General features: G+C 58.2%; 25 protein-coding genes and 2 pseudogenes. 16 read left to right on the forward strand and 11 right to left on the reverse strand.

The annotated features are described in order from the left end of the window. Positions 1 to 21: 21 nt before the first annotated feature. The 9 genes from KGB03_RS10285 (at position 22) to KGB03_RS10325 (ending at position 5,130) form a co-directional block, all read left to right on the forward strand. Positions 22 to 330 carry a hypothetical protein gene (locus tag KGB03_RS10285; RefSeq protein ID WP_223527010.1) on the forward strand — a complete coding sequence of 103 codons (309 nt, stop codon included), beginning with the start codon at positions 22 to 24 and terminating at the stop codon, positions 328 to 330. After that, the gene (locus KGB03_RS10290) at positions 327 to 986 is read left to right on the forward strand and encodes a hypothetical protein (RefSeq protein ID WP_223527011.1); all 660 of its coding nucleotides are present in this window, start codon (positions 327 to 329) and stop codon (positions 984 to 986) included. The genes KGB03_RS10285 and KGB03_RS10290 overlap by 4 nt, the downstream gene beginning before the upstream one ends. Positions 987 to 1,011: 25 nt before the next feature. Then, positions 1,012 to 1,992: a phage tail protein gene (locus KGB03_RS10295; RefSeq protein WP_223527012.1), complete on the forward strand. Its 981-nt coding sequence runs from the start codon at positions 1,012 to 1,014 to the stop codon at positions 1,990 to 1,992. Next, positions 1,992 to 2,321 carry a hypothetical protein gene (locus KGB03_RS10300; RefSeq protein ID WP_223527013.1) on the forward strand — a complete coding sequence of 110 codons (330 nt, stop codon included), beginning with the start codon at positions 1,992 to 1,994 and terminating at the stop codon, positions 2,319 to 2,321. Before KGB03_RS10295 ends, KGB03_RS10300 begins: the two co-directional genes overlap by 1 nt. Continuing rightward, entirely contained in the window at positions 2,318 to 2,683 is a 366-nt protein-coding gene (locus tag KGB03_RS10305; protein ID WP_223527014.1) for a phage tail protein, read from the forward strand. The genes KGB03_RS10300 and KGB03_RS10305 overlap by 4 nt, the downstream gene beginning before the upstream one ends. Before the next feature lie 178 nt (positions 2,684 to 2,861). Next, entirely contained in the window at positions 2,862 to 3,959 is a 1,098-nt protein-coding gene (locus KGB03_RS10310; RefSeq protein ID WP_223527015.1) for an acyltransferase family protein, read from the forward strand. A gap of 99 nt (positions 3,960 to 4,058) precedes the next feature. Beyond that, positions 4,059 to 4,484 (forward strand): cell wall hydrolase, encoded by a 426-nt coding sequence (locus KGB03_RS10315; RefSeq protein ID WP_223527016.1) that lies wholly within the window; start codon positions 4,059 to 4,061, stop codon positions 4,482 to 4,484. A gap of 119 nt (positions 4,485 to 4,603) precedes the next feature. Next, entirely contained in the window at positions 4,604 to 4,882 is a 279-nt protein-coding gene (locus KGB03_RS10320; RefSeq protein WP_008075725.1) for a hypothetical protein, read from the forward strand. Further along, entirely contained in the window at positions 4,879 to 5,130 is a 252-nt protein-coding gene (locus tag KGB03_RS10325) for a hypothetical protein (RefSeq protein ID WP_223527017.1), read from the forward strand. The genes KGB03_RS10320 and KGB03_RS10325 overlap by 4 nt, the downstream gene beginning before the upstream one ends. A 1-nt stretch (position 5,131) precedes the next feature. Here the strand turns inward: KGB03_RS10325 and KGB03_RS10330 are convergent, their stop codons facing one another. The 3 genes from KGB03_RS10330 to KGB03_RS10340 form a co-directional block, all read right to left on the reverse strand. Then, positions 5,132 to 5,830, reverse strand: coding sequence for an SOS response-associated peptidase family protein (locus KGB03_RS10330; RefSeq protein ID WP_223527018.1), 699 nt, complete (start codon positions 5,828 to 5,830; stop codon positions 5,132 to 5,134). A gap of 28 nt (positions 5,831 to 5,858) precedes the next feature. Next, positions 5,859 to 6,203, reverse strand: coding sequence for a hypothetical protein (locus KGB03_RS10335; RefSeq protein WP_223527019.1), 345 nt, complete (start codon positions 6,201 to 6,203; stop codon positions 5,859 to 5,861). Positions 6,204 to 6,286: 83 nt separating this feature from the next. Next, a complete protein-coding gene (locus KGB03_RS10340) occupies positions 6,287 to 6,496 on the reverse strand; it encodes a hypothetical protein (RefSeq protein ID WP_223527020.1) in 210 nt (69 codons plus the stop codon). 654 nt (positions 6,497 to 7,150) lie between these two features. On the opposite strand from KGB03_RS10340, the gene KGB03_RS10350 reads away from it, so the two are divergent. Further along, positions 7,151 to 7,405 (forward strand): hypothetical protein, encoded by a 255-nt coding sequence (locus tag KGB03_RS10350; protein WP_111450139.1) that lies wholly within the window; start codon positions 7,151 to 7,153, stop codon positions 7,403 to 7,405. Positions 7,406 to 7,437: 32 nt separating this feature from the next. Here the strand turns inward: KGB03_RS10350 and KGB03_RS10355 are convergent, their stop codons facing one another. After that, a complete protein-coding gene (locus tag KGB03_RS10355) occupies positions 7,438 to 8,040 on the reverse strand; it encodes a hypothetical protein (RefSeq protein WP_223527021.1) in 603 nt (200 codons plus the stop codon). 128 nt (positions 8,041 to 8,168) lie between these two features. On the opposite strand from KGB03_RS10355, the gene KGB03_RS10360 reads away from it, so the two are divergent. After that, positions 8,169 to 8,372: a hypothetical protein gene (locus KGB03_RS10360; RefSeq protein ID WP_008153686.1), complete on the forward strand. Its 204-nt coding sequence runs from the start codon at positions 8,169 to 8,171 to the stop codon at positions 8,370 to 8,372. 1,155 nt (positions 8,373 to 9,527) lie between these two features. On the opposite strand, the gene KGB03_RS10365 is transcribed toward KGB03_RS10360, so the two are convergent. The 3 genes from KGB03_RS10365 to KGB03_RS10375 form a co-directional block, all read right to left on the reverse strand. Further along, the gene (locus KGB03_RS10365) at positions 9,528 to 10,277 is read right to left on the reverse strand and encodes an SOS response-associated peptidase family protein (RefSeq protein WP_223527022.1); all 750 of its coding nucleotides are present in this window, start codon (positions 10,275 to 10,277) and stop codon (positions 9,528 to 9,530) included. A 101-nt stretch (positions 10,278 to 10,378) separates the two neighbouring features. Continuing rightward, on the reverse strand, positions 10,379 to 11,155 hold the full coding sequence (locus KGB03_RS10370; RefSeq protein WP_218538901.1) for a hypothetical protein: 777 nt from the start codon (positions 11,153 to 11,155) through the stop codon (positions 10,379 to 10,381). A gap of 93 nt (positions 11,156 to 11,248) precedes the next feature. Further along, positions 11,249 to 11,914: a type 1 glutamine amidotransferase gene (locus KGB03_RS10375; protein WP_218538900.1), complete on the reverse strand. Its 666-nt coding sequence runs from the start codon at positions 11,912 to 11,914 to the stop codon at positions 11,249 to 11,251. A 191-nt stretch (positions 11,915 to 12,105) separates the two neighbouring features. Here KGB03_RS10375 and KGB03_RS10380 point away from each other — a divergent pair, with 191 nt between their 5' ends. Further along, entirely contained in the window at positions 12,106 to 13,014 is a 909-nt protein-coding gene (locus KGB03_RS10380; protein ID WP_218538899.1) for a LysR family transcriptional regulator, read from the forward strand. On the opposite strand, the gene KGB03_RS10385 is transcribed toward KGB03_RS10380, so the two are convergent. Further along, a complete protein-coding gene (locus tag KGB03_RS10385) occupies positions 13,011 to 14,366 on the reverse strand; it encodes an amidase (RefSeq protein WP_218538898.1) in 1,356 nt (451 codons plus the stop codon). The two genes, KGB03_RS10380 and KGB03_RS10385, sit on opposite strands and share 4 nt — an antisense overlap. 13 nt (positions 14,367 to 14,379) lie before the next feature. After that, a complete protein-coding gene (locus KGB03_RS10390; protein WP_223527023.1) occupies positions 14,380 to 15,711 on the reverse strand; it encodes an MFS transporter in 1,332 nt (443 codons plus the stop codon). A gap of 212 nt (positions 15,712 to 15,923) precedes the next feature. Here KGB03_RS10390 and KGB03_RS10395 point away from each other — a divergent pair, with 212 nt between their 5' ends. Beyond that, the gene (locus KGB03_RS10395; protein WP_218538896.1) at positions 15,924 to 16,961 is read left to right on the forward strand and encodes a LacI family DNA-binding transcriptional regulator; all 1,038 of its coding nucleotides are present in this window, start codon (positions 15,924 to 15,926) and stop codon (positions 16,959 to 16,961) included. A 24-nt stretch (positions 16,962 to 16,985) separates the two neighbouring features. On the opposite strand, the pseudogene KGB03_RS10400 reads toward KGB03_RS10395, so the two are convergent. After that, positions 16,986 to 17,289: pseudogene (locus KGB03_RS10400) on the reverse strand (LysR family transcriptional regulator); the annotation flags it as partial. 38 nt (positions 17,290 to 17,327) lie between these two features. Between KGB03_RS10400 and KGB03_RS10405 the strand changes: the two are divergent. Then, positions 17,328 to 17,737: pseudogene (locus tag KGB03_RS10405) on the forward strand (methyl-accepting chemotaxis protein); the annotation flags it as partial. Between the two features lie 39 nt (positions 17,738 to 17,776). On the opposite strand, the gene KGB03_RS10410 reads toward KGB03_RS10405, so the two are convergent. Then, positions 17,777 to 19,672, reverse strand: a complete 1,896-nt coding sequence (locus KGB03_RS10410; RefSeq protein ID WP_218538895.1) for a sigma-54-dependent Fis family transcriptional regulator — start codon at positions 19,670 to 19,672, stop codon at positions 17,777 to 17,779. A gap of 343 nt (positions 19,673 to 20,015) precedes the next feature. Here KGB03_RS10410 and KGB03_RS10415 point away from each other — a divergent pair, with 343 nt between their 5' ends. Both KGB03_RS10415 and KGB03_RS10420 read left to right on the forward strand, forming a co-directional pair. After that, positions 20,016 to 21,074 carry an ATP-NAD kinase family protein gene (locus KGB03_RS10415; RefSeq protein WP_218538894.1) on the forward strand — a complete coding sequence of 353 codons (1,059 nt, stop codon included), beginning with the start codon at positions 20,016 to 20,018 and terminating at the stop codon, positions 21,072 to 21,074. Positions 21,075 to 21,107: 33 nt separating this feature from the next. Next, the gene (locus tag KGB03_RS10420; RefSeq protein ID WP_218538893.1) at positions 21,108 to 22,085 is read left to right on the forward strand and encodes a thiamine pyrophosphate-dependent dehydrogenase E1 component subunit alpha; all 978 of its coding nucleotides are present in this window, start codon (positions 21,108 to 21,110) and stop codon (positions 22,083 to 22,085) included. The last annotated feature ends 6 nt before the right edge of the window (positions 22,086 to 22,091 follow it).

Consider the following 22,091-nt stretch of genomic DNA (forward strand, 5'->3'; position numbering starts at 1 on the left):
GATGAAAGCGGTGGCCTATCCATGGACACCAACAGCTTCACCTACCAGGTGATCTGGCAGGGCGTGATCGACTTCAGTGGAGTCGCGCCCGACTACACGCTGAGCATTCCGGGCTTCAACCCGGCTAACTGCGTGTTCATGATCATTCCGACAAGGGCGCAGGATGTGCAGTCGTCCGAAACAGACGGCAGCGGGAATCAAAAGTCCTATCCGTTCGTCACGACGGCAGTGGGCCAGGTAGTAGTCAGGCGCAAAAACCCATCCTCAAGTGCTTCCACTATTGGCTCAACGGTTGCCGCCAAGGCCTACGCGATAAGGTACTCGACATGAGTTTTGGTTTTCAGAGCATCAACGACAATGCATTTGTCCAGATTGACGCCGAGGCCCCCAGACTTTGCATGCTCACCAAGGGGGCGTATTCGGGGACTACCAATGCGTCGGGGGTGTTTGCCAGAGCAATCACAAGCCAGGACCCGCCGCTAGTGTTCATTCGCCCGGATCAGGGCGCGATCCAGGTTCCGATATCGGTGTGGTTCACCGGCGGGCCGGGAAACTGGACCGGGTTCACCATGAAGGCATCCAACGTCTACGCCACGTTAAGCGGACAGTACTTCGTGGCCGCCTGGGCGTCCATGGGTACGGCGGCCTATGGGCTACGGATGTGGGACCAGAACGCGGCGCTTGTTTACGACAGTGGCGCGCCGGCGGTTGTCGTGACCTTCGCGGCCGGAAACTGGACGTACCTCGGAGACGAGCAGCTGACCGTGGGCCACCGGTATTTCTGGGGAATTAATAAGATGCTCGGCTCAGGCGAGTACGTCTCCCTGAACCCTTTCGCCATGAACTGCCACAACAATGCGTCGGGTGGGGGGTGCGCGCTTGGCGTCGATTACGCCAACGGCCGGATTATGATGTACAGCCTCGCCACCACTGCCTGGACTGACCAAGGCCACCGGCCATTCCTCTGCGCCAAATTGCTGGCCTGACCCAAAACTTTTCTGGAGATAATCGATGCCCTGGTACAAAACCGGGACGGTTTCTGTCGTCCAAAATTCGAGTGCCGTAATTGGCGCGGGTACCTCTTTTATTGCCAACAGCCGAGTCGGTGATGCTTTCCGTGGCCCGGATGGCGGCTGGTACGAAGTGACCAACATCGCGAGCGATACCGCGCTCTCGATCTCACCGACCTATCAGGGCGCAACCAATAATGCCGGCATCTACGCTTTGGCGCCGATGCAGGGCTATGTGAAAGACTCGGCCGACGCGCTTCGGGCACTGGTCAATCAGTTTGGTGCAAAGCTCGCTGCACTTGGTACCACCGGCAACTACGAAATTCTGCCGGTAGTGAAGGGTGGAACCGGAGCAAGCACCGCGGGAGCCGCGCTCTCCAACTTGGGCGTGTCTGACTTCAGCAAAACGCTGCTGGATGATGCTGACGCTCCAGCCTTCAGAACCACTCTCGGCGCGGCCAAGTCGGGCGCCAACAGCGACATCACATCCTTGTCAAATCTGACGACAGCTCTGTCTCTCGCTCAGGGCGGCACCGGCGGTACGAATTCCGCTGAGGCTCGCGCTGGGCTGGGGCTGGGAAGTGCTGCACTCGCCGCGATTTTGGGCACGGTCTCCCAGAACGGTGGGGTTCCCACAGGCGCGATCTTTGAGTCTGGATCGAGCGCCGCCGGCTCATGGGTGAAGTTCGCCTCCGGGCTGATGATCACAGTGCAATCCCTTGGCGTTACACCTGGCTGGACCGGAGTCACGGCAAATCGATATGCCGGCCCAATTATAGGGAATACGCCCGCCGCATTTGCTGCGGCCCCGTTGCTCTTTGTTCAGATGCGAGATCCAGCTGTTGCAGGACGCTCAGCGTGGTGCCCTTCGGCCGATGCGACCAACGGCAACACATTTAGCCTGTACCTGGCTTCTCCTCCTGCATCAACGGTCACTTCTGTCTTGTCGTTTAATATTTTTGCAGTTGGGAGATGGTTCTGATGAGGATTGAATTGCGCCCGATACGGAGCGACAACAGCCTGAGCGTCATCCGGAGCGGTGATTCCCTGGTGGTGAATGGTGAGGTGTTCGACTTTTCGCCGCTGGCTGACGGTGACACGCTGCCTGCCAACGCGATCAACTCGCAGTGGTTTGCGGGCCAGGTTGATCGCGTCGATGGCAAGCTGGAGCTGACTATATTCTTGCCGCTGCCCATCAACTTCAGTCCAGAGCAGGCATATCCGGAGCCGCTGCTCGATGTTGCTGACGGTGTTGTGAGCCTGCCCCAACCATTGGCAGATCCTGCTGTTACCGTGGAGGCCGCTAAATGAATATCGATTGGAGCAAATTGGTCACCAAAGCGATGAAGGATGCTGTTCTGGCTGCGGAGGCGCTGGCCCTGGCAAAAGCTGAGCTGGCTGCACGGAACAGCGCGGCAGTGTCGCAGATTGCTCGCATTCAAGATCGAGTCGACACGATCGGCTTCGGTATTGAAGTGGGGGAGGCCACTGATGAGGATGTTGCCGAACAGGCTTCGCTACTAATCAATCTGAAGGGTTGGAAGGTCTACAAGTTCGCGCTGGGCAAGGTCACAGTTCAGGCAACCTGGTATCAGGCGCCTGTGTGGCCGGCTGAACCTCCCATCCCAGAGATTGTGGCCGACCCCGTGTTCAGCTCCGACGAAACCATTTGATGTTAAGCCGTCACGGCCATCCGTAAAACGCCCAAGGTCATGGTTGATTGAGGGAAGAATTCTGCTGCCCACGCCCTTGCTCTGCCGAAAGGACCGTATCGTTAGACGGTTTCGTGTGTTCTTCTTGAAATACATTAGATACAATTTGCCACTATCAATGATTTCGGGCGTATGGGATATGCTTGCCGGCCAAAAAAGTGAAAGTGAAGCAAAAAGAATTTTAGGGCTGGATGGGCTTAGGGCGCTATCTGTCATTGCAGTATTTTTTCACCATACCGGTGGAACCTTAATGAAGGGAGGGTACATTGGCGTTGAGGTTTTCTTTGTATTAAGTGGCTACTTGATTACAAGTATTTTATGTAGAGAGAAAAATAAGTCTGGGGCTATCGATTTTGTTGGGTTTTATATTCGTCGTGCCAGACGCTTGTATCCTGCCTTGATTCTCTTGTTAGTTGCTGTCGTAGCTTATTGTGCTATTTATAATAAATATAATTTGACGCTTGAGACTATTCCGTCGCTGTTTTATGTGATGAATTGGTATCGGGCTTTTGAGTGGTACGACGCCGTTCTGACAGGTCACACTTGGTCGCTAGCAATCGAAGAGCAATTCTATTTGTTGTGGCCGTTGCTGCTATCCTTGCTCATATGGTGCTCACCTCGAAAGCTTCCACTCTTCATTTTCGCATTGATCTTGAGCATCGTAGCTTGGAGAACGTACCTGTTTCTCGGTAATGCGCATTTGTCTAGAATATACAATGGGTTTGATACGCATGCTGATGCCTTGTTGGTAGGGGCATTGTTGGCTCTCGTGTCTACCGATGTGCTGCGTCGAGTAGGTCTCCTGTGGGTTCCTGCGCTGGCGTTTCTTCTGGTTGTTCTATTCAACCAGGAGATGACCGACTTCTCGCTTAGTAGACATGGTTTCGGTATCGTTGCAGTAGCGTCCGCAATGGTTATCGCCAAAGTTGTTTCGGATCAGAGCTCTATGCTTGTAAGAGTTTTGAGCTTTAAACCATTAGTTTGGCTTGGGACAGTTTCATATGGATTTTATCTTTGGCACTATCCGTTGATTCAAGCTGTTATGTATGGTGGGCACGATCCGATCTTGGGTTTCTATGGGTCGCTAGCTTACCCAATTCCATTTTTGGTTGGCACGATTTTTTTAGGGACTCTTTTGATAACTTCTATATCCTGGTATTTTGTGGAGAAGCCAATCATAAATTATGCGCATAAAAAAACCTCATTGCGCTCATCGCAAGTGCAAGCGGTTAGTTAATTACGCTCGGCTTCCTCGTGTGATGTAAGAAGATTTTTAAATATTGTTCATTATCTCAGCCCGCTAAAAAGCGGGCTTTTTTTTGCCTGGAGAAAAGTGATGACATCAACCGATAAGGACCTCGACATCCTCGCGCGCACGCTGTGGGGTGAGGCCCGCGGCGAATCGCTGGCCGGGCAGATCGCCGTGGCCTGGACCATCCGCAACCGTGTGAATGACGGCAAGGACAAGTCATGGTGGGGCGAAGGTTACGCCGGCGTGTGCCAGAAGCCGTACCAGTTCAGCTGCTGGAACAGGAACGACCCGAACTATGCGTACCTGAGTGGCGCCAAGCCGATCCCGTTCCGTGAATTTGCCCAGGCGCAGATCGCGGCTGGCCAGGTCGTCGATGGCAAGGTGTCCGACCCGACTGGTGGCGCCACGCACTATTACGCGATCGCCATGAAGAAAGCCCCTGCTTGGGCGGCGAAGGCCACTCAGACACTGATGCTCGGTGGTCACGTGTTTTTCAAGGACGTGCCCTGAAGGCCTTTCGCAAACCGTCGCGAAAACCCCTATTCGCAGGCGTCCTGGCTATTTCTATTTCATAGGTGCATCGCGCCGCCAATGCTACAGTTCTTCTCTAATCGAAAGAGGGGCGGCGAGTGAGCGAAGGAAAGGGGATTTTCAAGGCTGCCATGCATCTGCTGGCGCATATCTTGGTCGGCACTGCTATGTTTATAGCTATCGCAGCAATTGCTTCCATCCTCGAAAAATTCGTACATTGGCTGGAGCAGCAGGGCGTTAGTGAAAACCTTATAGTGGTTTTTGTCTGGGTAGAGCATCTGCTGTTTTATCTAGACATATCCTGCTTTGTGATAATGTTGTTAGGTGCCACGTATACATTTGTGCGTGAGGTCTGGCTGGAGGTGCGTGCCCAATGAGCATGTTCAAAGAAGAATTTCTTAAAGCCGCGAGGGAAACACCTCGAATGTTCTTCGCCCCTATTGTCGGCGCAGTGGAAGCCGTTCGTCGCGAATTCAAGGTGCTCGGTAAAGACAAGGACAAGGACAAGGACAAGGAAAAGGACGACAAAGTCTTAGTGATACGCGTCCGCACATTCAGGCGATTTCGTAAGGCAGCACATAAAGCTCGTAAAGACGCTGTGGCCTCTCGAGATAAAATCGCCTGATTTACGTAGTACCACCCTCCACAGGAATTGGCGCTATAACTTCCGGCCCTTGGTTCCGTACATTGCCCACCGATCGGCCCACTGGGTACCACTCGAACACCTCGGTTGGCTCACCCTGAAATAGCCCCATTTGCTCGGCGCGCTCCTTGGGCGTTGCTGGGGCGAGCCATTCCCGGGCAAGTTCGGGATTCAGAGCGACTGGCCGCCGGTCATGGATGTCGACCATTCCTCCAGCGCTGTCTGCGGTGATGATAACGAAGCCGTCATGCTCGCTGGGTTCACGTTCGGCGTTTGGGTATTGGCCGATCGCGGCGCACAAGATCGGCGCTCTATCACGTCGACGGATCAGATAAGGCTGTTTCTTCGGTCCGCCTTCATAAACCCACTCAAACCAGTTATCGATCGCGATGATTGCTCGGTGCGGCCAGATCGCTTTGAAGAATGGGCCATGGGCTACTTTCTCAACTCGAGCGTTGATCGGCACGACGCGGTCTTTGGCCCAGTGCGGGCGCCAGCCCCAACGAACCATGTCAGCGCGCAGAAACTGACCATCTTGGTGAAAGAGGGCAAGCTGAGTGCTCGGAGCGGCGTTATAGCGCTCGAAAGGCTGGTCGCCGGCATAGTTGATCAGTGCGTTTGGAATACTGAGCGCTGCCACAAAGTCGTGAATGCCCCGGTACTGGGAAAGTCGTCCGCACATGGCTAAACCCTCAATCTGAATACTGAGCTTAGATGATCGTCTTTGAGTCAGGGGTTAGGCCATCCAGTAACCCGCGCAGCCGGTCAGCTTCCCGCTTGTAGCCTCTCGCTGCTATGTCGAGGTCGTATAGCTCCTTGCGGACTTTTGCGAGCTGCCCGGATCGCTCCCGAAGATTGCTCATTGCTACGTCACGTTGCGCCGAGGCTTCGTCGTACATTTGCACCAGGCCGAAGATGTTCTCCCGAGCGCTGCGCAGTTGTAGATTCAATTCCTGGACTTCGTTTTCCAGCATCAGTTTGTAATGGGTGATGGTTTCCAGTTCGGTCGGGCATCCAAGCCAGTCGCTGGTGTCTTCGATGTCGAGGGGGTCCACGGTCGTGCCTTATAGATACTGTTCGGATATACAGTAATCGAGACGTAGCGATCAGACGAGGGAGGGGCGACGAACTGCATGTATCAGTCTGGCGTCATTAGAACCGCCAGCGTCAGCTTGATGAACTCTTCATTCTTGTCGATGGTGTCCAGGGCGCCGCGCACGTTGTCAGCGACGTCAGCCGAGCCGCGCGCCTCGACCCAATTGGAAAGCTCCAGGATGGCGGCTTCCAAGGCGAGTTGGTTTTCGTTGATCTTGAACAGTAGGGAGGGGAGCAGGTCTGAATTTGGCAAGGCGATTCCTCTGTGTGGTTGGGAAAAGCGTAGCAGTCAAAAAAGGATTGGTGTTCGGTCGGCAGGACGCCGGGGGAGGGGCGTGACTTTTGCGTGGAGTCTAGTGCAATCACATGCGCGCTTAGAGATATGCAGGATCGGCATACCTTTTGTTTTTATCACCTCGCGCTGAGCGCTTTTTTATGAACTTAAATCAGAGGTTTTTCCGGACCGCAATCTTTTTCAGGTATGCGGAAACATTGGGCTGCATGGCATCCTTCCAAGCCTGATTGCGGACCGGAAAACCTATTGAAAGGCGCAGCCTGATTGAATTTCCCTTGGGACTTAAAATCCCCCGCTCGTAAGGGCGTGCCGGTTCGATTCCGGCTTCGGCACCATGAATATCAAGGGCTTGCGCTTAACGGCGTAGGCCTTTTTCGTTTCTGATTGGTTTTTGTCCGGGTTGTTCTTCGTGTGCCACTCAACGGCTGCTGGCCAATGGTTGGCTACCCAGAGTACTTTGCAGGCCGGCATCAACCCCGCCTCGGGTCCATCCGCCAAACCCGGAAAAAAAATCGATTACTGTGAACATAAGTGATCCTCGCCGGCTGGCGTGATTCGTTGAAGTGGGGTATTTGTGTTCGGCCCGGCATGGAGCCGGATCAGGAGATCGAAATGGTGTTAGTGGATAGGCCATACCCAGTTGTCTATGAGCATCGAGGCGTTAAAGCGAAGATTGATTTCGAATGGGATAGCGACAGTGATTCTGTGCCAACAGGACTTAGAATCGCTGTAGAGAACAAAGAAAGCCGGGTTGAAGCAATCCGTGAAAATGCAAAGTACAACAGCTTCAATGAGGCGTTAGCTCGCGGTAAAGCATTGGCGAGGCTAGACATCGATTTGACTCTTGGGCCTGATCTTTCGGCTTGAAAACAGTACTCAACGCAATAGGTGAGGGTGGGTCAGGCGGTGATCCGCTCGCCGATCACCGTGGTGGTGAAGCTCACCGAGTACTCGGTCACCAGTTCGAAACTGCCGCCGCAGGTATCGCACTCCATTTTTTTATCGCCGTAGTCCTCCGATTCAATGTGGATGACTGTGGCGCAGTGCGGGCACTTACACTCGTCTTGGCAGCGATAATCCCACTCGTTGTGTTCGCCCTCGGCGACCTTTGCCAGTGCCAGTGCCGCGGCTTTGGCCTGGGCATCTTCCGCATCTTGGCAGGGCTTGCAGGTCCAGCCATCAGGGGGGCTCCATGGCGTTTCTGTCAGCTTTGACCGGTGAATGCTGCACAGCCGGAAAACGTCGTGCTTATCGCAAACGCTGTAGTTCCACTGTTCGCCTGTGCCGTTGCACTTCGCGCAGCCAGAAACCCAGTACCAGGCGCTGTCGATACGCTCGGCGTACAGACCTACCTCGGGCGGGGCCAGGCGCACTTCAGGAAGACCATTGCGATGTGGCTTGTCGTGCAACGCGTGATTCCAGATGTCGGTGCTGCCGGAGCGCAGGCGCTCCGTCCATTCGCCGGAGATTTCCGGAATCAGGATCTTCGTGTTCTTGTCCATGGCGTATCTCCAGTCAGGCGTCGCCCTCCGTGACCGGATGCGACAGTGGTGGGGGTATCTATAGTGGCTGGTTGCTATAAGATTCTCGGCCATCACATGGCCATGGCCGCTAATCAAAAAGGATTTATATGAAGCTGAAAATTACCGCGCTTAGCCTTCTGGCTGTCTTGGCTGGCTGTACCACCGCAGGACCCTACGTCACCAACATTTCCAGCGATGGTCGCAACGGCCTGAACATCGAGAAGTGTGCGGTGAAGATGAACGCATTCATGGGTACTGTTAGCACCGCAGAGTGCACTACTCAAAATTTGCAGCTAAGTCGCAGTAACTGAAGTCGGATCGACGATTTCGTCTTCGGGCTCGCCAGGGTCTTTTGCCAGCGTGCGCAGGCTCTGGGTGCGGAGCGAGCGCGACACCTTTTCGGTGCGGCGGTATCGAAGCCGGCGGCGACAGATTTCGCAGCAACCGCTGATGGATGTCCTGTTGATTGTCCCACTGCACCGGGATGTGCCAGCAGTGTCCGAAGCGCGACGCACATGATCAAGACCCAAACGACAGGCGAAAAAAAACCGCCTTTGCGGGGCGGTTCTTTTGTAAGCCTCAGGTTGCGGCTGAGGCTTGGTGCAGCTCACGGACAACACTAGCGTGGGCGCATAATATTAAGCTTTGCTTATCCGTGCAACGTTATTTTGCTTTGGTTGATTTCCGTCATCTGAAGGTATCGGTAGCGAATTTTGGTGCTCAACGCGTTAGCTTGAACCTGACAGAAATAACGTTTTAAGAAAACGTCATCCCTTTGCCTTGGAACGTTAAAGATCAGCCATAGCGCTTGAGTTTCTAGGTTAATATGCCGGCGCTCACATGCTGGTGCGGCTGTGAGGTTTGGCCGGTGTCATAACAGTTTCACGCCCTCTGACACGGTTTTGCACCCGTGCCGGAATGATGGTTTGGGGGGGGGGGCTCAACCGGCCGCCTCACGGACAACATTAGCGTGTATGTCCGAAGGCACGCGTGATCCGGTAAGTACACTGGAGGTTTGGCCGCCAACCTGGAGGCCAAAACGTATGAAGCTTTTGCTGCGTACGCTGAGCCTCGTATGGAGATTGTTGAAAGCGTTTCGCTTTTACGAGTTCCTGCGAGACCACTTTGACGACCTGAAGTAACGGTCGTTAATGTGGGGAAAAGCCCGTTTCAGTTTCGGCTGAGGCGGTTTTTTTGTCTTGAATAAGCTGTCAAAAATATGATTTATGACCCGGATCATTCTCTGATGCCTGTAAGTCATTTCGTCGGCATCTGTAGGCGTTGACGTGGGCATGCCACTAGAGCCGGATCCGTTACCGCATCTTCTAGACGCAACACTCGCAGAGATGGCGGTTACCGGCTTCGTTCCGGGCACAATGCTCTGGCAACCCTCAAGTACAAGCACGGATATCCCGCGCATCCTGATCATCAACGCTTACAGGGTGGCACGAGATTGAATCTGTGCCCTAAGTCTCGGAGCGCTGGTGACGTGCTGAAGCTGATCCCCCGTTACCGTTCTCATCTCCGCCGGTAATTTCTCCAATGGGCTCGATCAGTTCGGGGCCTTGATTTCGAACATTGCCTACAGCTCGGTTCACTGGGTACCACTCAAACGCCTCGGTGGGCTCGCCCTGGAACAGCACAATTTCCTCGGCGCGCTCCTTCGGCATGGCGGGGACCAGCCATTCGCGAGCGAGCTCGGGAGACAGCGTCACCGGGCGGCGGTCATGAATGTCCACCATACCGCCGGCGCTGTCTGCGGTGATGATAACGAAGCCGTCATGCTCGCTCGGTTCATGCTCGGCGACGGGGTACTGACCGATTGCGGCACACAGGATTGGCGTCTGGTCACGGTGGCGAATCAGGTAGGGCTGTTTCTTTGGTCCGCCTTCATAAACCCACTCAATCCAGTTGTCGATGGCGATGATCGCCCGGTGGGGCCAGATCGCTTTAAAGAATGGGCCATGGGCTACTTTCTCAACTCGAGCATTGATCGGTGCGATGCGATCTTTGGCCCAGTGTGGGCGCCAGCCCCAGCGAACCATATCGGCCCGCAGAAACTGACCTTCTTGGTGAAAGAGGGCCAGTTGCGTAGTCGGTGCGGCGTTATAGTGCTCGAAAGGCTTGTCGCCGGCATAGTTGATCAGTGCGTTGGGAATGCTGAGCGCCGCGACGAAGTCGTGAATTCCCCGGTACTGTGAAAGGCGTCCGCACATGGTTGAACCCTCCGGCTGTACATTCAGGGTAGACCAGTGGCCGCCGCCTTCGTTACAAACCCTCAGCCTGCGCAAGTCGGGCAATCTTCACGTCTCACGTCTCACGGATCAGGCGCACAGCGCCAACCGCCAGCTGGAATGAATGTGCCAAGTGAAGACATGACGGCTTCATTGGCGAAAATATCCGCGGCAAACGGGTCCACCGATGCTGGCAGCAGGCATTGGCCAGTTTTGGCGGGGAGCGTTGAGCACTCGATTTTCCATGGGGTTTCCCCGGCGTGATGCCGGCCAAAAGACAGTTCGCAGGCGAACAGGGAAGCAAGGTTTATTGAGCTATCGGATAGGCTGAACGTTTCGCGCAAATGAATGCCCGGTGTCAGTGGTGTGGGACGGCTGGCGGCGAACAGAAAATAGTCCCCGGCCAATAACAGACAGCCCTGACGCGATGGCTCATCCATCGCTTGCAACCATTGGCCACGACAAGCGCCGAGGGAGTCAGGCAAGCGTTCCCATATTTCGTAGTAACTTTCGTCCAGAGCGGTTTCGATCAGGCGCTCACTGGTTTCAAAGTGCATGCGGCCAATGTCTTCAGCGCCACTAGCCGGCTGATAATCCATTTTGCGATGCCATTGGCAAATGTCGGCGTCTATCTGGGTTACCCCGGCAAAACCTTTCTGTTCACACAACGCCCGATGTTGAGAGTGGCTGAGTTCTTCGAGCGCCAGACTTGGGAGCGGGTAGGGGGGGATTCGCAGGTCGGCAAACAGTCGCGGTGTCTGTAGCCAATGCACGACCGTTTCGCTGTCCGAAAGCCCCGAGCGGTGCTGGATCAAACGCCGCTTCCATACGCCAAGATAACATTGTGCAACCTGATGCATTGATACTCCCTGTGTTACGCGTCGCGTTTGGGCAGACGCCTTTAAAAAGCCCCTGAGAGCGACAATGTTTTCATCGACTCAGTGGTGTCTCCCTCACTTCGACCATGACGTCGACCAACGATCGAGTAATCCGAAGAACCACTGATGCATACGGGCGTAATAGGCTTCATCCGAAATTGAGGGCATAGGCAGTGGCGACTCGGCAGCAAAACGGCGGTTGAGTGCATTCACAATTTGCGGCGTCCATTCCGGGTGAAACTGCAGTCCAATCATCCCATCGCTGACAGAGTAAGCCTGGTTCTCCCAGTCTGATCCCCTGGCCAGATGCCTGGCCCCAACCGGCAGCGCAAAACCGCGTTCGTGCCACTGCAGCACCTGCATGTTTTGCCCGCCATCCTCACCATCCCCAATGAACTCTACCTCGCACCATCCCCCCTCAGGGTGGTCGATGGGGGCAACCTGCGCGCCAAGCCGATCAGCGAGCAGTTGCCCGCCCAGGCAGATACCGAGCACCGGCTTAGCCTTGCGCAGCAAGCTGCCAAGCCAGACCTTTTCCTGCTCCAGCCAAGGTGGGCAATCCGCCCCTACCACATTGAAGGGGCCTCCCAACAACACGTAGGCATCGTAGTCTTCGTGCGTCGGCAACTGCCCTAGGTCACCGCGAAACAGTTCGATGGCGACATCACGACGCAGAGCCCATTCGGCCAGGGCGCCAGGGCCTTCTTCTGCCAGGTGCTGAATGCAAGCGATCTTCTTCATGCGGCGTCCCCGAAAATAGCCAATACGAACTCCAAAGCGTGCATGGAAAACTCCTTACCGCAGGTCGGGACAAAGTGGATTATGCGTATCAAACCCAGCATCGCCTCTCCTTGCCGAGGCGAAAAACGTTCGCTATTCTCCGCGATCAAACTTGCTTTTCAATCCACGAATATTCATCAATCATTGAGTAAATGGAAACATTCGATCTAGCGACCCTGCGCCAATTCCTGGCCCTTGCGCGCCACCAAAATCTGTCCGATGCCGCTTGGGAACTGCACTTGAGCCCGAGTGCTCTGTCCAAGGGGCTGAAGAGACTGGAGCAAGCCTTGCAGACCACGCTGTTCGACCGCCAAGGGCGCAATCTGCGCTTGAATGCCGACGGCGCGCGCTTGCTTGATCGGGCTGCGGCGCTGATGGCCAGTGCCGACCAGATGCGCAGTGAGTTTCTAGGGACTCGCGGTAGTTTCCACTGCCGGATCTCCGGGCCGGCGCTGTTGCAGCTGAATTGGGGGCGGCGGATAGCCAGTTTGATCGGCGAACGTTTTCCCGGCGCTCAAGTGGCTTTCGGCAACGAGAAGGAAGACGAAGCGCTCAGTGCCTTGGCCCGCGGTGAGGCGGATCTGGCACTGGTAACCACGGCAGCCCTAGGGGCGCTCGACCCGCGCCATCGTGCACTGAACATCGGACTAACCCGCTTTGAAGTGGCTGTCGGCGCAAACCATCCGCTCGCCCTCTCAGCCAGCGGCCCGCGCGCCACGGTGACCGAGGTTCTGAAATACCCCTTCGTGGTACCTGCACAGCCGCCGTTTCGCGGACTGCAAGGTGGGCCGGCCACCGACGGTTGGCGTGACGATCAGCAACCGCGCATCATCCGCTACCGCAGCGATGACCTTCTTTTGGTCGACGGCCTTGTGCGTGCGGGTTTGGCTCTGGCTTACCTACCGGACTATGCGCTGGCCGAACTTCAGCTGTTGCGACTCGATCTGACTGACAACCCGTTCTCCTGCACCCAACAGGTGGTGCTGGTTTATCGCCCCGGCACCGCCAGCGGTTGGCTCAATTATGTGGTTGAGGCTATGAAGTCCGAGGCGGGTACCTAGTCCCGTACGAATCGCTGCGCCATCACCCGCAACAAACGATCATCCTCTCCCGCGGCGCCAATCACCTGCAGCCCCACCGGCATCCCCCTTACCAGCCCCACCGGCAGGCTGATCGCAGGCAGCCCGGTGAGATTCCAGGCACTGGTATGGCTGAGCAACGCGGCGCGCACATCGATGTCCTGCTCACCAACCCGGACCTCGCGCGCATCGACCGCTGGCGCGGTAATCGGCACGCTGGGCGAGACAAGAAAGTCATAGCACTCGAACAAGCGAGCCATCGCCACCTTGAACCGTGCTTGGCTGGCTTGTGCGCGGATGTATTGCCAGCCCCTGACTTCACGCGACAATTCGAGGCGCTCGCGCACCTCCTGCTCGAACGTGTGCGGTGCATCCTGCATGCGCTCGGCATGCACATCGAAGGCCTCGGCGCGTTGCAGCACCAGCAAGGTGTCTTTCATTCCGGCCGCCAGTGGTTCCAGTTCAGCAGTATCCTTTAGCGCCTCGCCAAACAGCTGCTGCGCCGCCTGGTATGCCTGTCGATCCAGCTCGGCGTCGACCGGGCCGAAGCTGCCGGTGGTGATCCAGCCAACCCGCAACGGTCGAGGGGTGGCCTCCGGCGCACAAGCTCGCCCAGCCACCACTTCGAACAGTAGTCGTGCATCCTCGACGTGGTTGGCGATCGGGCCCACATGGTCGAGGCTCGACGCCAGCGGGAACACCCCTTCCAGCGGCACACTGGCAAACGATGGCTTGAAGCCGACCACTCCGCACAACGCCGCCGGAATACGGATCGATCCGCCGGTGTCGGTGCCCAGCGCCAGCGGCACCATGCCGCTGGCCACCGCAGCGGCGCTGCCAGCGCTGGAGCCGCCAGTGATGCAACTGGCATCCCAGGGGTTACGTGCCGCGCCTTGCAGCGAGCGGTCGCCGGTCGGGCCGTAGGCGAATTCGTGGGTCAAGGTCTTGCCGACAATCACCGCACCGGCCTCGCGTAGACGTTGCACGCACAGCGCATCGCGGCTCGGCTTGAAGCCTGCGAAATGAGCAGAGCCGTAGGTGGTGACATAGTCGAACGTGTCAATATTGTCTTTGATCGCCACCGGTATGCCGTGCAGCGGGCCCAGGTCCAGGCCCTGGGCGAACAGCTCGTCGGCCTTGCGCGCCTGGGCCAGCGCCACGGGTGCATCGACATGAACGAAGGCGTTCAAGGTCGGATTCAGGCGCTCGATGCTGTCCAGGGCTGCTTGGGTCAGCTCGACGCTCGTCAGGCTGCCCGTGCGCAGGCGCTCGGCCAGCGCGATGACTGATTGACCAAAAAAAGATCCAACGTGAGTAGGTTCCGCCAGGCTCATACAAACAACTCCATCAAACTGCTGCGGATAAAGGGGAAGGGCTGGATTGCCGACTGCCGGGACGCACCATCAGCATCGCGCTCATGCCCAGTGCAGTGGCTACCGCCGCTGCCACGAACATCGACGAGTAGCCATAGCGCACGGTCAGGTAGCCGGTCAGCATTGGCGCGATGAACGAAGCGGTGTTGGCGATGAAATGGGTCATGCCGCTGTAGGCACCGACCCGGTTGGACGGCGCGGTGTCGATCACCACGGCCCAGTAAACCGAGTTGGGCAGCGCGTTGAGGGCGTTGGCCAGGGTCATCAGGGCAATCACACCCCATACGGTCTGGGCCTGCGATACCAGTATGAAACAGAGCGTGGTCAACAGCAGGCAGGTCGCGGCCAGCCAGCTGCGTGCCACCTTCAGGTTGCCGGTGCGGCGCAAAAGCAGGTCGGAGATCTTGCCGCCCAGTAGCACGGTGAAGCAGGCGCCGGTCCACGGAATCATGCCCATGTACCACAGCGACGACAGGTTGTAGTGGAACTCGTCCTGCAGGTATTTGGGGGTCCAGGTCAGCAGCAGGAACGTCACGTACACGAACGAGAAGTAACCGACCGCATTGAGTAACAGATCCTTGTTCTTGAAGAAATGCCATACCGGCGCAACGCTGGTGGTCGGGGTTGAAGCATTGGCTGCAGAGGCGCGTTCCCGTCGCAGGAAATCGAGTTCGGCCTTGGACACTCGCGGGTTCTCATCGGGGGTGTTGGTGAAGCGCGTCATGAAGAAAATCAGCAGCGCCAGACTGACCACGCCCAGCACCACGAACATGCTGCGCCAGCCGCCAGTCAGGGTTTGCAGACCTACCGCTACCGGGGCGGTGAGCAGCGCGCCCAGTGGTGTGCTGAGCAGTCCAACCGAGACTACGAAGCCGCGCTCCTTGGGCGTGGCCCAGTTGGCCACGCTCTTGTTGATCACCGAGTAGGCCGGGCCTTCGGCAAAGCCGAACAGCACGCGGATAGTGGCGAAACTGGCCATGGCCGAGCCTCCCATGAATGCCAGCCCGAGGTCACCGGCAAACGCGGTGGCGATCTCGAAAATCGACCAGGTGGCACCCGCAATCAGCCAGATGCGCTTGGCGCCAAAGTGGTCGGCCAGGATGCCGCCCGTCAACGCCCCGAGGATGTAGCCGTAACCGAAATAACCCAGGACCTTGCCCCAGTCGGCCTTGTCGAAACCGTACTCCGGGAGAATGCTCGCCGAGGCATAGGCAATCGCGCCGCGGTCAATGTAGTTGAGCAGTGCCATCAGCATGATCAGGAAGAAAATCTGGTAGCGGAAAGACGGAATAGCTGCGCTCTTCATAGGGATCTGACTCTTCAAAATGATGGCAGAAGTCAAAAAGTCGGCCGCGTCCGGCGTATTTTTATTGTGTTACCCAAACGTTTGGGTTGCCGAAATGTAGATACAGGAATAGCTTTAGTCAATCGTTTGGGTAAAGGTTTTTTTTCCGGGAAGGAGGCCTGATTGAGGTAGAATCGCGCGCTGAATAATGCACGGTTGGAAGACTCTCAAACATGCCGAATCAATCTCGTCCCGCCACCCTGAAGTCCATGGCGACTGCACTCGGGTTGCACGTCTCCACGGTGTCGCGGGTGCTCAATGGCGACCCGACCGGGGTCGAGCGAGCGGCGTCGGCTGAGGTGGTGGAGCGTATTCGTGCGCTGGCCAAGGAGCTGGATTATCGGCCGAACACGCAGGCATCCAACCTGAAATTGCGCAAAAGCCAGGAGATCTGCGTACTCATGCCACGCCTCACCGACCTGGTGATGGCGACCATTTATGACAGCATCGACAGCGCGGCGGAGGAGGCCGGCTACCTCACGTTCGTCTCCAATACCGACGACCTGCAGCCGCGCCAACTGGCACGTGCCGAGCACGCCTTGCGCCGCTCAGTGGCCGGGCTGATCGTGGGCGACTCGCACGTGGGTGAAAACCAGCCCTTACTCGATCTGCTCGCACGCAAGCACATTCCCTACGTGCTGGTCAGCCGGCAGATTGCAGGGCACCTCTCGGCGGCCAGCGACGACGAATTGGGCGGCTGGTTGGCGGCCGAACATTTGTATCAGCTGGGTTGTCGCGATGTGGCGATCCTGGCGGGTGAACGGCATGCGTCCACCGGGGCTGATCGTACCCGCGGATTCATCCGCTATTACCGTGAACAAGGCGTCGCCCTGCGCCCGGAGTGGATCCTCAATGGTCCTTTTGACAGCCACACCGGACACCGACAAGGCGAGTATCTGCTGGGGCTCAACCCACGCCCTCAGGCGTTTTTCGCGGTCAACGACTTCCTTGCCATTGGCCTGATGGGCGCCGCCCGCGACAAAGGGTTGCAGCCGGGCAAGGACATTGCCGTCGTCGGCTTCAACGACATCCCGCTAGCCAATGAACTCATCGTTCCACTGACCAGCGTGCGCCTGCAGATGGCACAGATGGGGCGGCATGCGGTGGAGTTGCTGCTCAAACGCATCAAGGGAGAGGCCGCAGAGTCGATCATCCTTGCGCCGCAGTTGCAGGTGCGGGCGAGTTCCTCGCTGTTGCGCCGCGATAATTGAGTCGGAGTTAGTCAAATCAAGTGGTCAGGCGCTGACCGATTTCGCCCCAAAAATGTCGATCAACTCTGTCAAGAAGCTGCTCACCAGCTCACCAGCTCACCAGCTCACTCTGGCGAGTCGAGTGTCGAACCGCTGCATGAAAGACAACCTCATAGCGCAACTGCTCAGGGTTAAGTGAGTGCAACTGCCCTAATGCTTCATGCTTGGCACCGTAAAACTGCGGCAGAAAACCCAAGTGTTGGCCCGACAGGATGAGCAAAGCGGCCCCGTCCATACTGTCGGTAAGTGCCGTCAAACGTTCAATGGACGTAGGAGTCGACTGAGACGGCGACCGAACTGGCCGGGCACATTCGAGACGTCAGCAAGGTACTGGACGTGATCCGCAGCATTGCCGAACAGACCAACCTGTTGGCGCTCAACGCTGCCATCGAAGCCCCCGTGCTGGCGAACAGGGGCGTGGGTTTGCGGTGGTGGCCGATGAAGTGCACGCGCTCGCCCACCGCACCCAAGCCTCGACCGTAGAAATCGAAGGCATGATCAGTACCGTGCAATCGGGCGCTAATGGGGCCGTCACTGCCATGGGCAAGAGCCTGTCGCTGGCCACCAACACCCAGGAACTGGCCCAGGTCGCCCGTGAGGTGGACCGTAACTTGCTGAACATCCAGGACCTCTCGACCCAGACCGCTGCGGATGCCAACCAGACCAGCGCTTCGAGCCAGGAACTGTCGCGGCTGGCCGTCTCCTTCAATGCCCTGGTAGCGCAGTTCAAGCTTTAAGGTCCTGAGGACGGCTTCACGTCGGCCACCGGTCCATGGTCATTCCGCCTGGCTTCTACCAGGCATGTCAATGCCGTGCTGATGCACCCGGCGATACAGAGTTGCCCGGGAAATGCCCAAAGCCTTGGCGGCGGCGGTGGGTTTCCAGCGGTGACGCACCAGGGCATCGAGCAGTGTCTGGCGTTCCGGGCTCGCGCAGCAATCAACGGTGGCGCCGGCGCTTGGGCCATTAAGCCGGTGGCCTTGCAGTTGTTCGGGCAAATGGCTGACCTGAATCAGGTTTGTATCGCACACCGCGCAGGCATAACGCAGCACGTGGCGTAACTGGCGAACGTTACCTGGCCAGCGGTAGCCAAGCAGGCATTCCAGCGCCGCGCCTCCCAGTTGCATGGATTCTGCGCAAAGCGTCGATTCCTCATCGAGAATCCGGTTGATCAGCGCCAGGCGGTCACTGCGTTCGCGTAGCGGCGGTAACTGGAAGCGGGCTCCACTCAAACGAAAGTACAGGTCCTCGCGAAACTCGCCCGCAGCGACCAGTGCTTCCAGATCGCGGTGACTTGCGCAGATGACCTGAAGGTCGATCGCTTTGCGCCGTGAAGCGCCCAGTGGCGCCACTTCACCTTCGGCCAGAACCCGCAGCAGGCGGGTTTGCAAGGGCAGGGGCATGTCGCCGATTTCATCGAGAAACAGCGTGCCGCCGTCGGCTTGCTCCAGCAGACCTTGCATGCCCTTGCTCGAGGCGCCCGTGAAGGCACCGGCGACATAGCCAAATAATTCGCTTTCGATCAGGTTCTCCGGGATCGCCGCGCAGTTCACTGCAACGAACGGACGCTCACGGCGCTGGCTGGCCTGATGTAACTGACGGGCGAAGACTTCTTTGCCGGAGCCGGTCTCGCCCTGGATCAGCACCGGCAGGTTGCGGTCTTTGACCCGCACTGCAAGGCGCAGGCTTTCTTCCAGTCGCGGATCGAGCTCGGCGGGTGTCAATACCGGGCGCGATGGGTTGCGTTTCACCCGACGTGGCCCGCGGAGGCGCCCGTGCAGCGCAGGGTGACCACCTTGGCCGTGAAGCACGCAGAGCGATTCGTCGCTGGCCCGATGCAACAACTGCTGATCGAACACCTGGCCGATGTGTTCCGGCAGTTGGCCAAAGCTTTGCAGCAGCAATTGCCGCGCCGCTGGGTTGAGTGCCTGCAAACGGCCGTCATCATCCCAGGCGAGCAAGTAATCGGGTTGGCTGTCGACATAGCCCGGGCTGTTGTGGGCGCGCAGCACCCAGTAACCCTGGGCACTGTTCATGAAAAACGCCTGTTCGATTTCCCGTGCGCTCTGCACCACCATCTGCCGGATTAAATGTTGGGAACGGCGGTCGTCCGGGGAACTCACCGCGGACACGTCGAGCACTCCGAGCAATTCGCCGCGCGGGTCGAAGACCGGCGCGGCCGAGCAGGTAAGGCCGATGAACGCGGCGCGAAAGTGATCGCGTTTGTGCACCGTGATCGGTGTTCTCGCTGTCAGCACCGCAGCCACGCCACAGGTGCCTTCTTCGCCTTCTGACCAGCAGGTGCCCAAGTACAGACCGGCTTTACGGCAGTCATTGCGGATGGAGGTTTCCACGCGATAGTCGATGGTCTGACCCTGGGCATCGGTGAGCAGCACGCAGTAGTTAGCGTCACGCACGCGACCGTGGAGGCGGGCGACTTCTTCGCTGGCAATGCGCAGGAACAACTCGGAGCGCTCGCGGCACTCCTGCAACACGTTCTGCGAAAGGATCCGTGGCCCTTGCAATGAGCCAGGGTCCAGATGGTGTTGCTCCATGGAGCGGCGCCAGGAGTCGAGTATCAAGCCCGGCACAGGCAACTGCGGCAGGTGTTCGGCATTTTTCAAAACACGGCTGACGCAATCCACATGCGCCTTCGAGTGTGCGGAAAGCATTAAGGCCTCCGGTTCTATCTTCTTTTAGTTGTGCGGCTATTAAGCGCCGTTCATTGGCCCCGGACAAGCGTCAGGTCACTCACGGCTGGTGGTGAGACGCAACGTCTCACGGTCTCGCCGCCACCTCGTGCAGCCTGACATGACGCGTCTCATTCGGGCTTGATTCCGAGCACCCTCAGGTTCTCGCTGGAGCGCTCTACGACGGGGTTTTGCAGGTGTTTTTGCAGATCTGGCACCGGCCTTGCTCTAGCTCTGGCAACCAGCCCGACTGGCAACCCAAAAATAAAAAGAGGTGCCCGATGTCCTGCCCAGCCCCTTTCCCTGTTCTGCCCGTGGTGGCGACATGAGTCGTGCGCCGCTGACTGTCGGCATCATCGCCAACCCGGCATCCGGTCGGGACGTGCGGCGCCTGACCGCCAACGCCGGGCTGTTTTCCAGCACCGACAAGGTCTCGGTGATCCAGCGCTTGCTGGCTGCGTTTGGCGCCACCGGCATCGAGCGGGTGCTGATGCCCACCGACATGACCGGCATCGCCGCCGCCGTGCTGAAAAACAGCCACGGTCGTCAGGCTCGCAGCAGTCACTGGCCGGCCCTTGAGTTCCTCGACCTGACCCTTCGCCAAAGTGTCGAGGACACCCGTCACGCGGCGCGCTGGATGGCCGAACGCGGCGTTGCCCTGATCGCGGTGCTGGGCGGCGACGGTACTCACAAGGCGGTGGCCGCCGAAGTCGGCGACATTCCGCTGCTGACCCTGTCCACCGGCACCAACAACGCCTTCCCGGAACTGCGTGAAGCCACTAGCGCCGGGTTGGCCGGCGGGCTGTTTGTCAGTGGGCGGATCCCGCCCGAGATCGCCTTGCGCCGCAACAAACGCTTGCTGGTGCGCGAGCCGAGTCGTGGCCTGTGCGAGATGGCCCTGGTGGACGTGGCGGTGTCCTCGCTGCCCTTCGTCGGCGCCCGGGCCATCAGTCGCGGAGCCGATCTGGCCGAGGTGTTTGTGACTTTCGCTGAACCGCAGTCCATTGGCATCTCGGCCCTTTGCGGCTTGTGGTTTCCCGTGTCACGTCAGGCTCCGGGCGGGGCCTGGATGCGCCTCGATGCGCAATCTCCAGAAGCACTGCTGGTGCCTTTGGCTCCCGGCCTGTTGCAAGGCTGCGGCGTACTCGCTGCCGCAAGCCTTGAACCCGGCGTCGCTCATGGTTTGTGCCTGGCCAGCGGCACCCTGGCTCTGGATGGCGAGCGCGAGATCGAATTCAACGCCCATGACCGGCCCACGGTCACCCTCGATGCCGGTGGTCCGCTGAGCATCGACGTCAACGCGACCCTGGCCTATGCCGCGCAACAACGACTTCTGGCCATCGGCCGTGAACACCCGCAACACCCTTTGAACCTTGCACCTTGAAACTTGAGCCTCAAGACACCCTGGAGAATAAAAATGTCGACACAGCTGACCGCTGATCAATTGCTGCATGCCTATCAGGTGATGCGCACCATCCGCGTCTTTGAAGAGCGCCTGCACGTGGAATTCGCCACCGGCGAGATTCCCGGTTTCGTCCATCTGTATGCCGGTGAAGAAGCTTCAGCCGCCGGCGTCATGGCCCACTTGGGTGATGACGATTGCATTGCCTCCAACCACCGTGGTCACGGCCACTGCATCGCCAAAGGTGTCGATGTGTACGGGATGATGGCCGAGATTTACGGCAAGAAAACCGGGGTCTGCCAAGGTAAGGGTGGCTCCATGCACATCGCCGATTTCGAGAAGGGCATGCTCGGTGCCAACGGCATTGTGGGGGCCGGTGCGCCGCTGATCGTAGGCGCGGCCCTGGCCGCCAAACTCAAGGGGACTGACAGCGTTGCGGTGGTGTTTTTCGGTGACGGCGGCTCCAACGAAGGGGCGGTGTTCGAAGCGATGAACATGGCCTCAGTGTGGAATCTGCCGTGCCTGTTCATTGCCGAGAACAATGGTTACGCCGAAGCCACGGCCTCCAACTGGTCGGTGGCCTGCGATCACATCGCCGACCGCGCTGCCGGTTTCGGCATGCCCGGGGTCACGGTGGACGGCTTCGACTTCTTTGCCGTTCACGAAGCCGCCGGTGCCGCCGTGGAGCGAGCCCGGGCCGGGGAGGGCCCGTCCCTGATCGAGGTCAAGCTGACTCGTTATTACGGTCACTTTGAGGGCGACGCCCAGACCTATCGGGCGCCGGACGAGGTCAAGCATTTCCGCGAGCACAACGACTGCTTGATGCAGTTTCGCGAGCGCACTCTCCGCGCCGGGCGGCTGCAGGCCAGCCAGTTGGACCAGATCGACAGCGAGGTCGACCTGCTGATCGAGAACGCCGTGCGCAAGGCCAAGTCCGACCCCAAACCGAGCGCGGCCGATCTGCTCTCTGACGTCTACGTTTCCTATCCCTGAACACGC

Origin of the sequence: Pseudomonas sp. BF-B-26 (genome assembly GCF_019956495.1) — a bacterium.
Lineage (GTDB): Bacteria > Pseudomonadota > Gammaproteobacteria > Pseudomonadales > Pseudomonadaceae > Aquipseudomonas.

Bases quoted from the DNA above. Each gene is read 5' to 3' on its own strand.
- KGB03_RS10285 (WP_223527010.1), top strand. From the start codon at position 22: ATGGACACCAACAGCTTCACCTACCAGGTGATCTGGCAGGGCGTGATC.
- KGB03_RS10290 (WP_223527011.1), top strand. From the start codon at position 327: ATGAGTTTTGGTTTTCAGAGCATCAACGACAATGCATTTGTCCAGATT.
- KGB03_RS10295 (WP_223527012.1), top strand. From the start codon at position 1,012: ATGCCCTGGTACAAAACCGGGACGGTTTCTGTCGTCCAAAATTCGAGT.
- KGB03_RS10300 (WP_223527013.1), top strand. From the start codon at position 1,992: ATGAGGATTGAATTGCGCCCGATACGGAGCGACAACAGCCTGAGCGTC.
- KGB03_RS10305 (WP_223527014.1), top strand. From the start codon at position 2,318: ATGAATATCGATTGGAGCAAATTGGTCACCAAAGCGATGAAGGATGCT.
- KGB03_RS10310 (WP_223527015.1), top strand. From the start codon at position 2,862: ATGCTTGCCGGCCAAAAAAGTGAAAGTGAAGCAAAAAGAATTTTAGGG.
- KGB03_RS10315 (WP_223527016.1), top strand. From the start codon at position 4,059: ATGACATCAACCGATAAGGACCTCGACATCCTCGCGCGCACGCTGTGG.
- KGB03_RS10325 (WP_223527017.1), top strand. From the start codon at position 4,879: ATGAGCATGTTCAAAGAAGAATTTCTTAAAGCCGCGAGGGAAACACCT.
- KGB03_RS10330 (WP_223527018.1), bottom strand. From the start codon at position 5,830: ATGTGCGGACGACTTTCCCAGTACCGGGGCATTCACGACTTTGTGGCA.
- KGB03_RS10350 (WP_111450139.1), top strand. From the start codon at position 7,151: ATGGTGTTAGTGGATAGGCCATACCCAGTTGTCTATGAGCATCGAGGC.
- KGB03_RS10355 (WP_223527021.1), bottom strand. From the start codon at position 8,040: ATGGACAAGAACACGAAGATCCTGATTCCGGAAATCTCCGGCGAATGG.
- KGB03_RS10360 (WP_008153686.1), top strand. From the start codon at position 8,169: ATGAAGCTGAAAATTACCGCGCTTAGCCTTCTGGCTGTCTTGGCTGGC.
- KGB03_RS10365 (WP_223527022.1), bottom strand. From the start codon at position 10,277: ATGTGCGGACGCCTTTCACAGTACCGGGGAATTCACGACTTCGTCGCG.
- KGB03_RS10370 (WP_218538901.1), bottom strand. From the start codon at position 11,155: ATGCATCAGGTTGCACAATGTTATCTTGGCGTATGGAAGCGGCGTTTG.
- KGB03_RS10375 (WP_218538900.1), bottom strand. From the start codon at position 11,914: ATGAAGAAGATCGCTTGCATTCAGCACCTGGCAGAAGAAGGCCCTGGC.
- KGB03_RS10380 (WP_218538899.1), top strand. From the start codon at position 12,106: ATGGAAACATTCGATCTAGCGACCCTGCGCCAATTCCTGGCCCTTGCG.
- KGB03_RS10385 (WP_218538898.1), bottom strand. From the start codon at position 14,366: ATGAGCCTGGCGGAACCTACTCACGTTGGATCTTTTTTTGGTCAATCA.
- KGB03_RS10390 (WP_223527023.1), bottom strand. From the start codon at position 15,711: ATGAAGAGCGCAGCTATTCCGTCTTTCCGCTACCAGATTTTCTTCCTG.
- KGB03_RS10395 (WP_218538896.1), top strand. From the start codon at position 15,924: ATGCCGAATCAATCTCGTCCCGCCACCCTGAAGTCCATGGCGACTGCA.
- KGB03_RS10410 (WP_218538895.1), bottom strand. From the start codon at position 19,672: ATGCTTTCCGCACACTCGAAGGCGCATGTGGATTGCGTCAGCCGTGTT.
- KGB03_RS10415 (WP_218538894.1), top strand. From the start codon at position 20,016: ATGAGTCGTGCGCCGCTGACTGTCGGCATCATCGCCAACCCGGCATCC.
- KGB03_RS10420 (WP_218538893.1), top strand. From the start codon at position 21,108: ATGTCGACACAGCTGACCGCTGATCAATTGCTGCATGCCTATCAGGTG.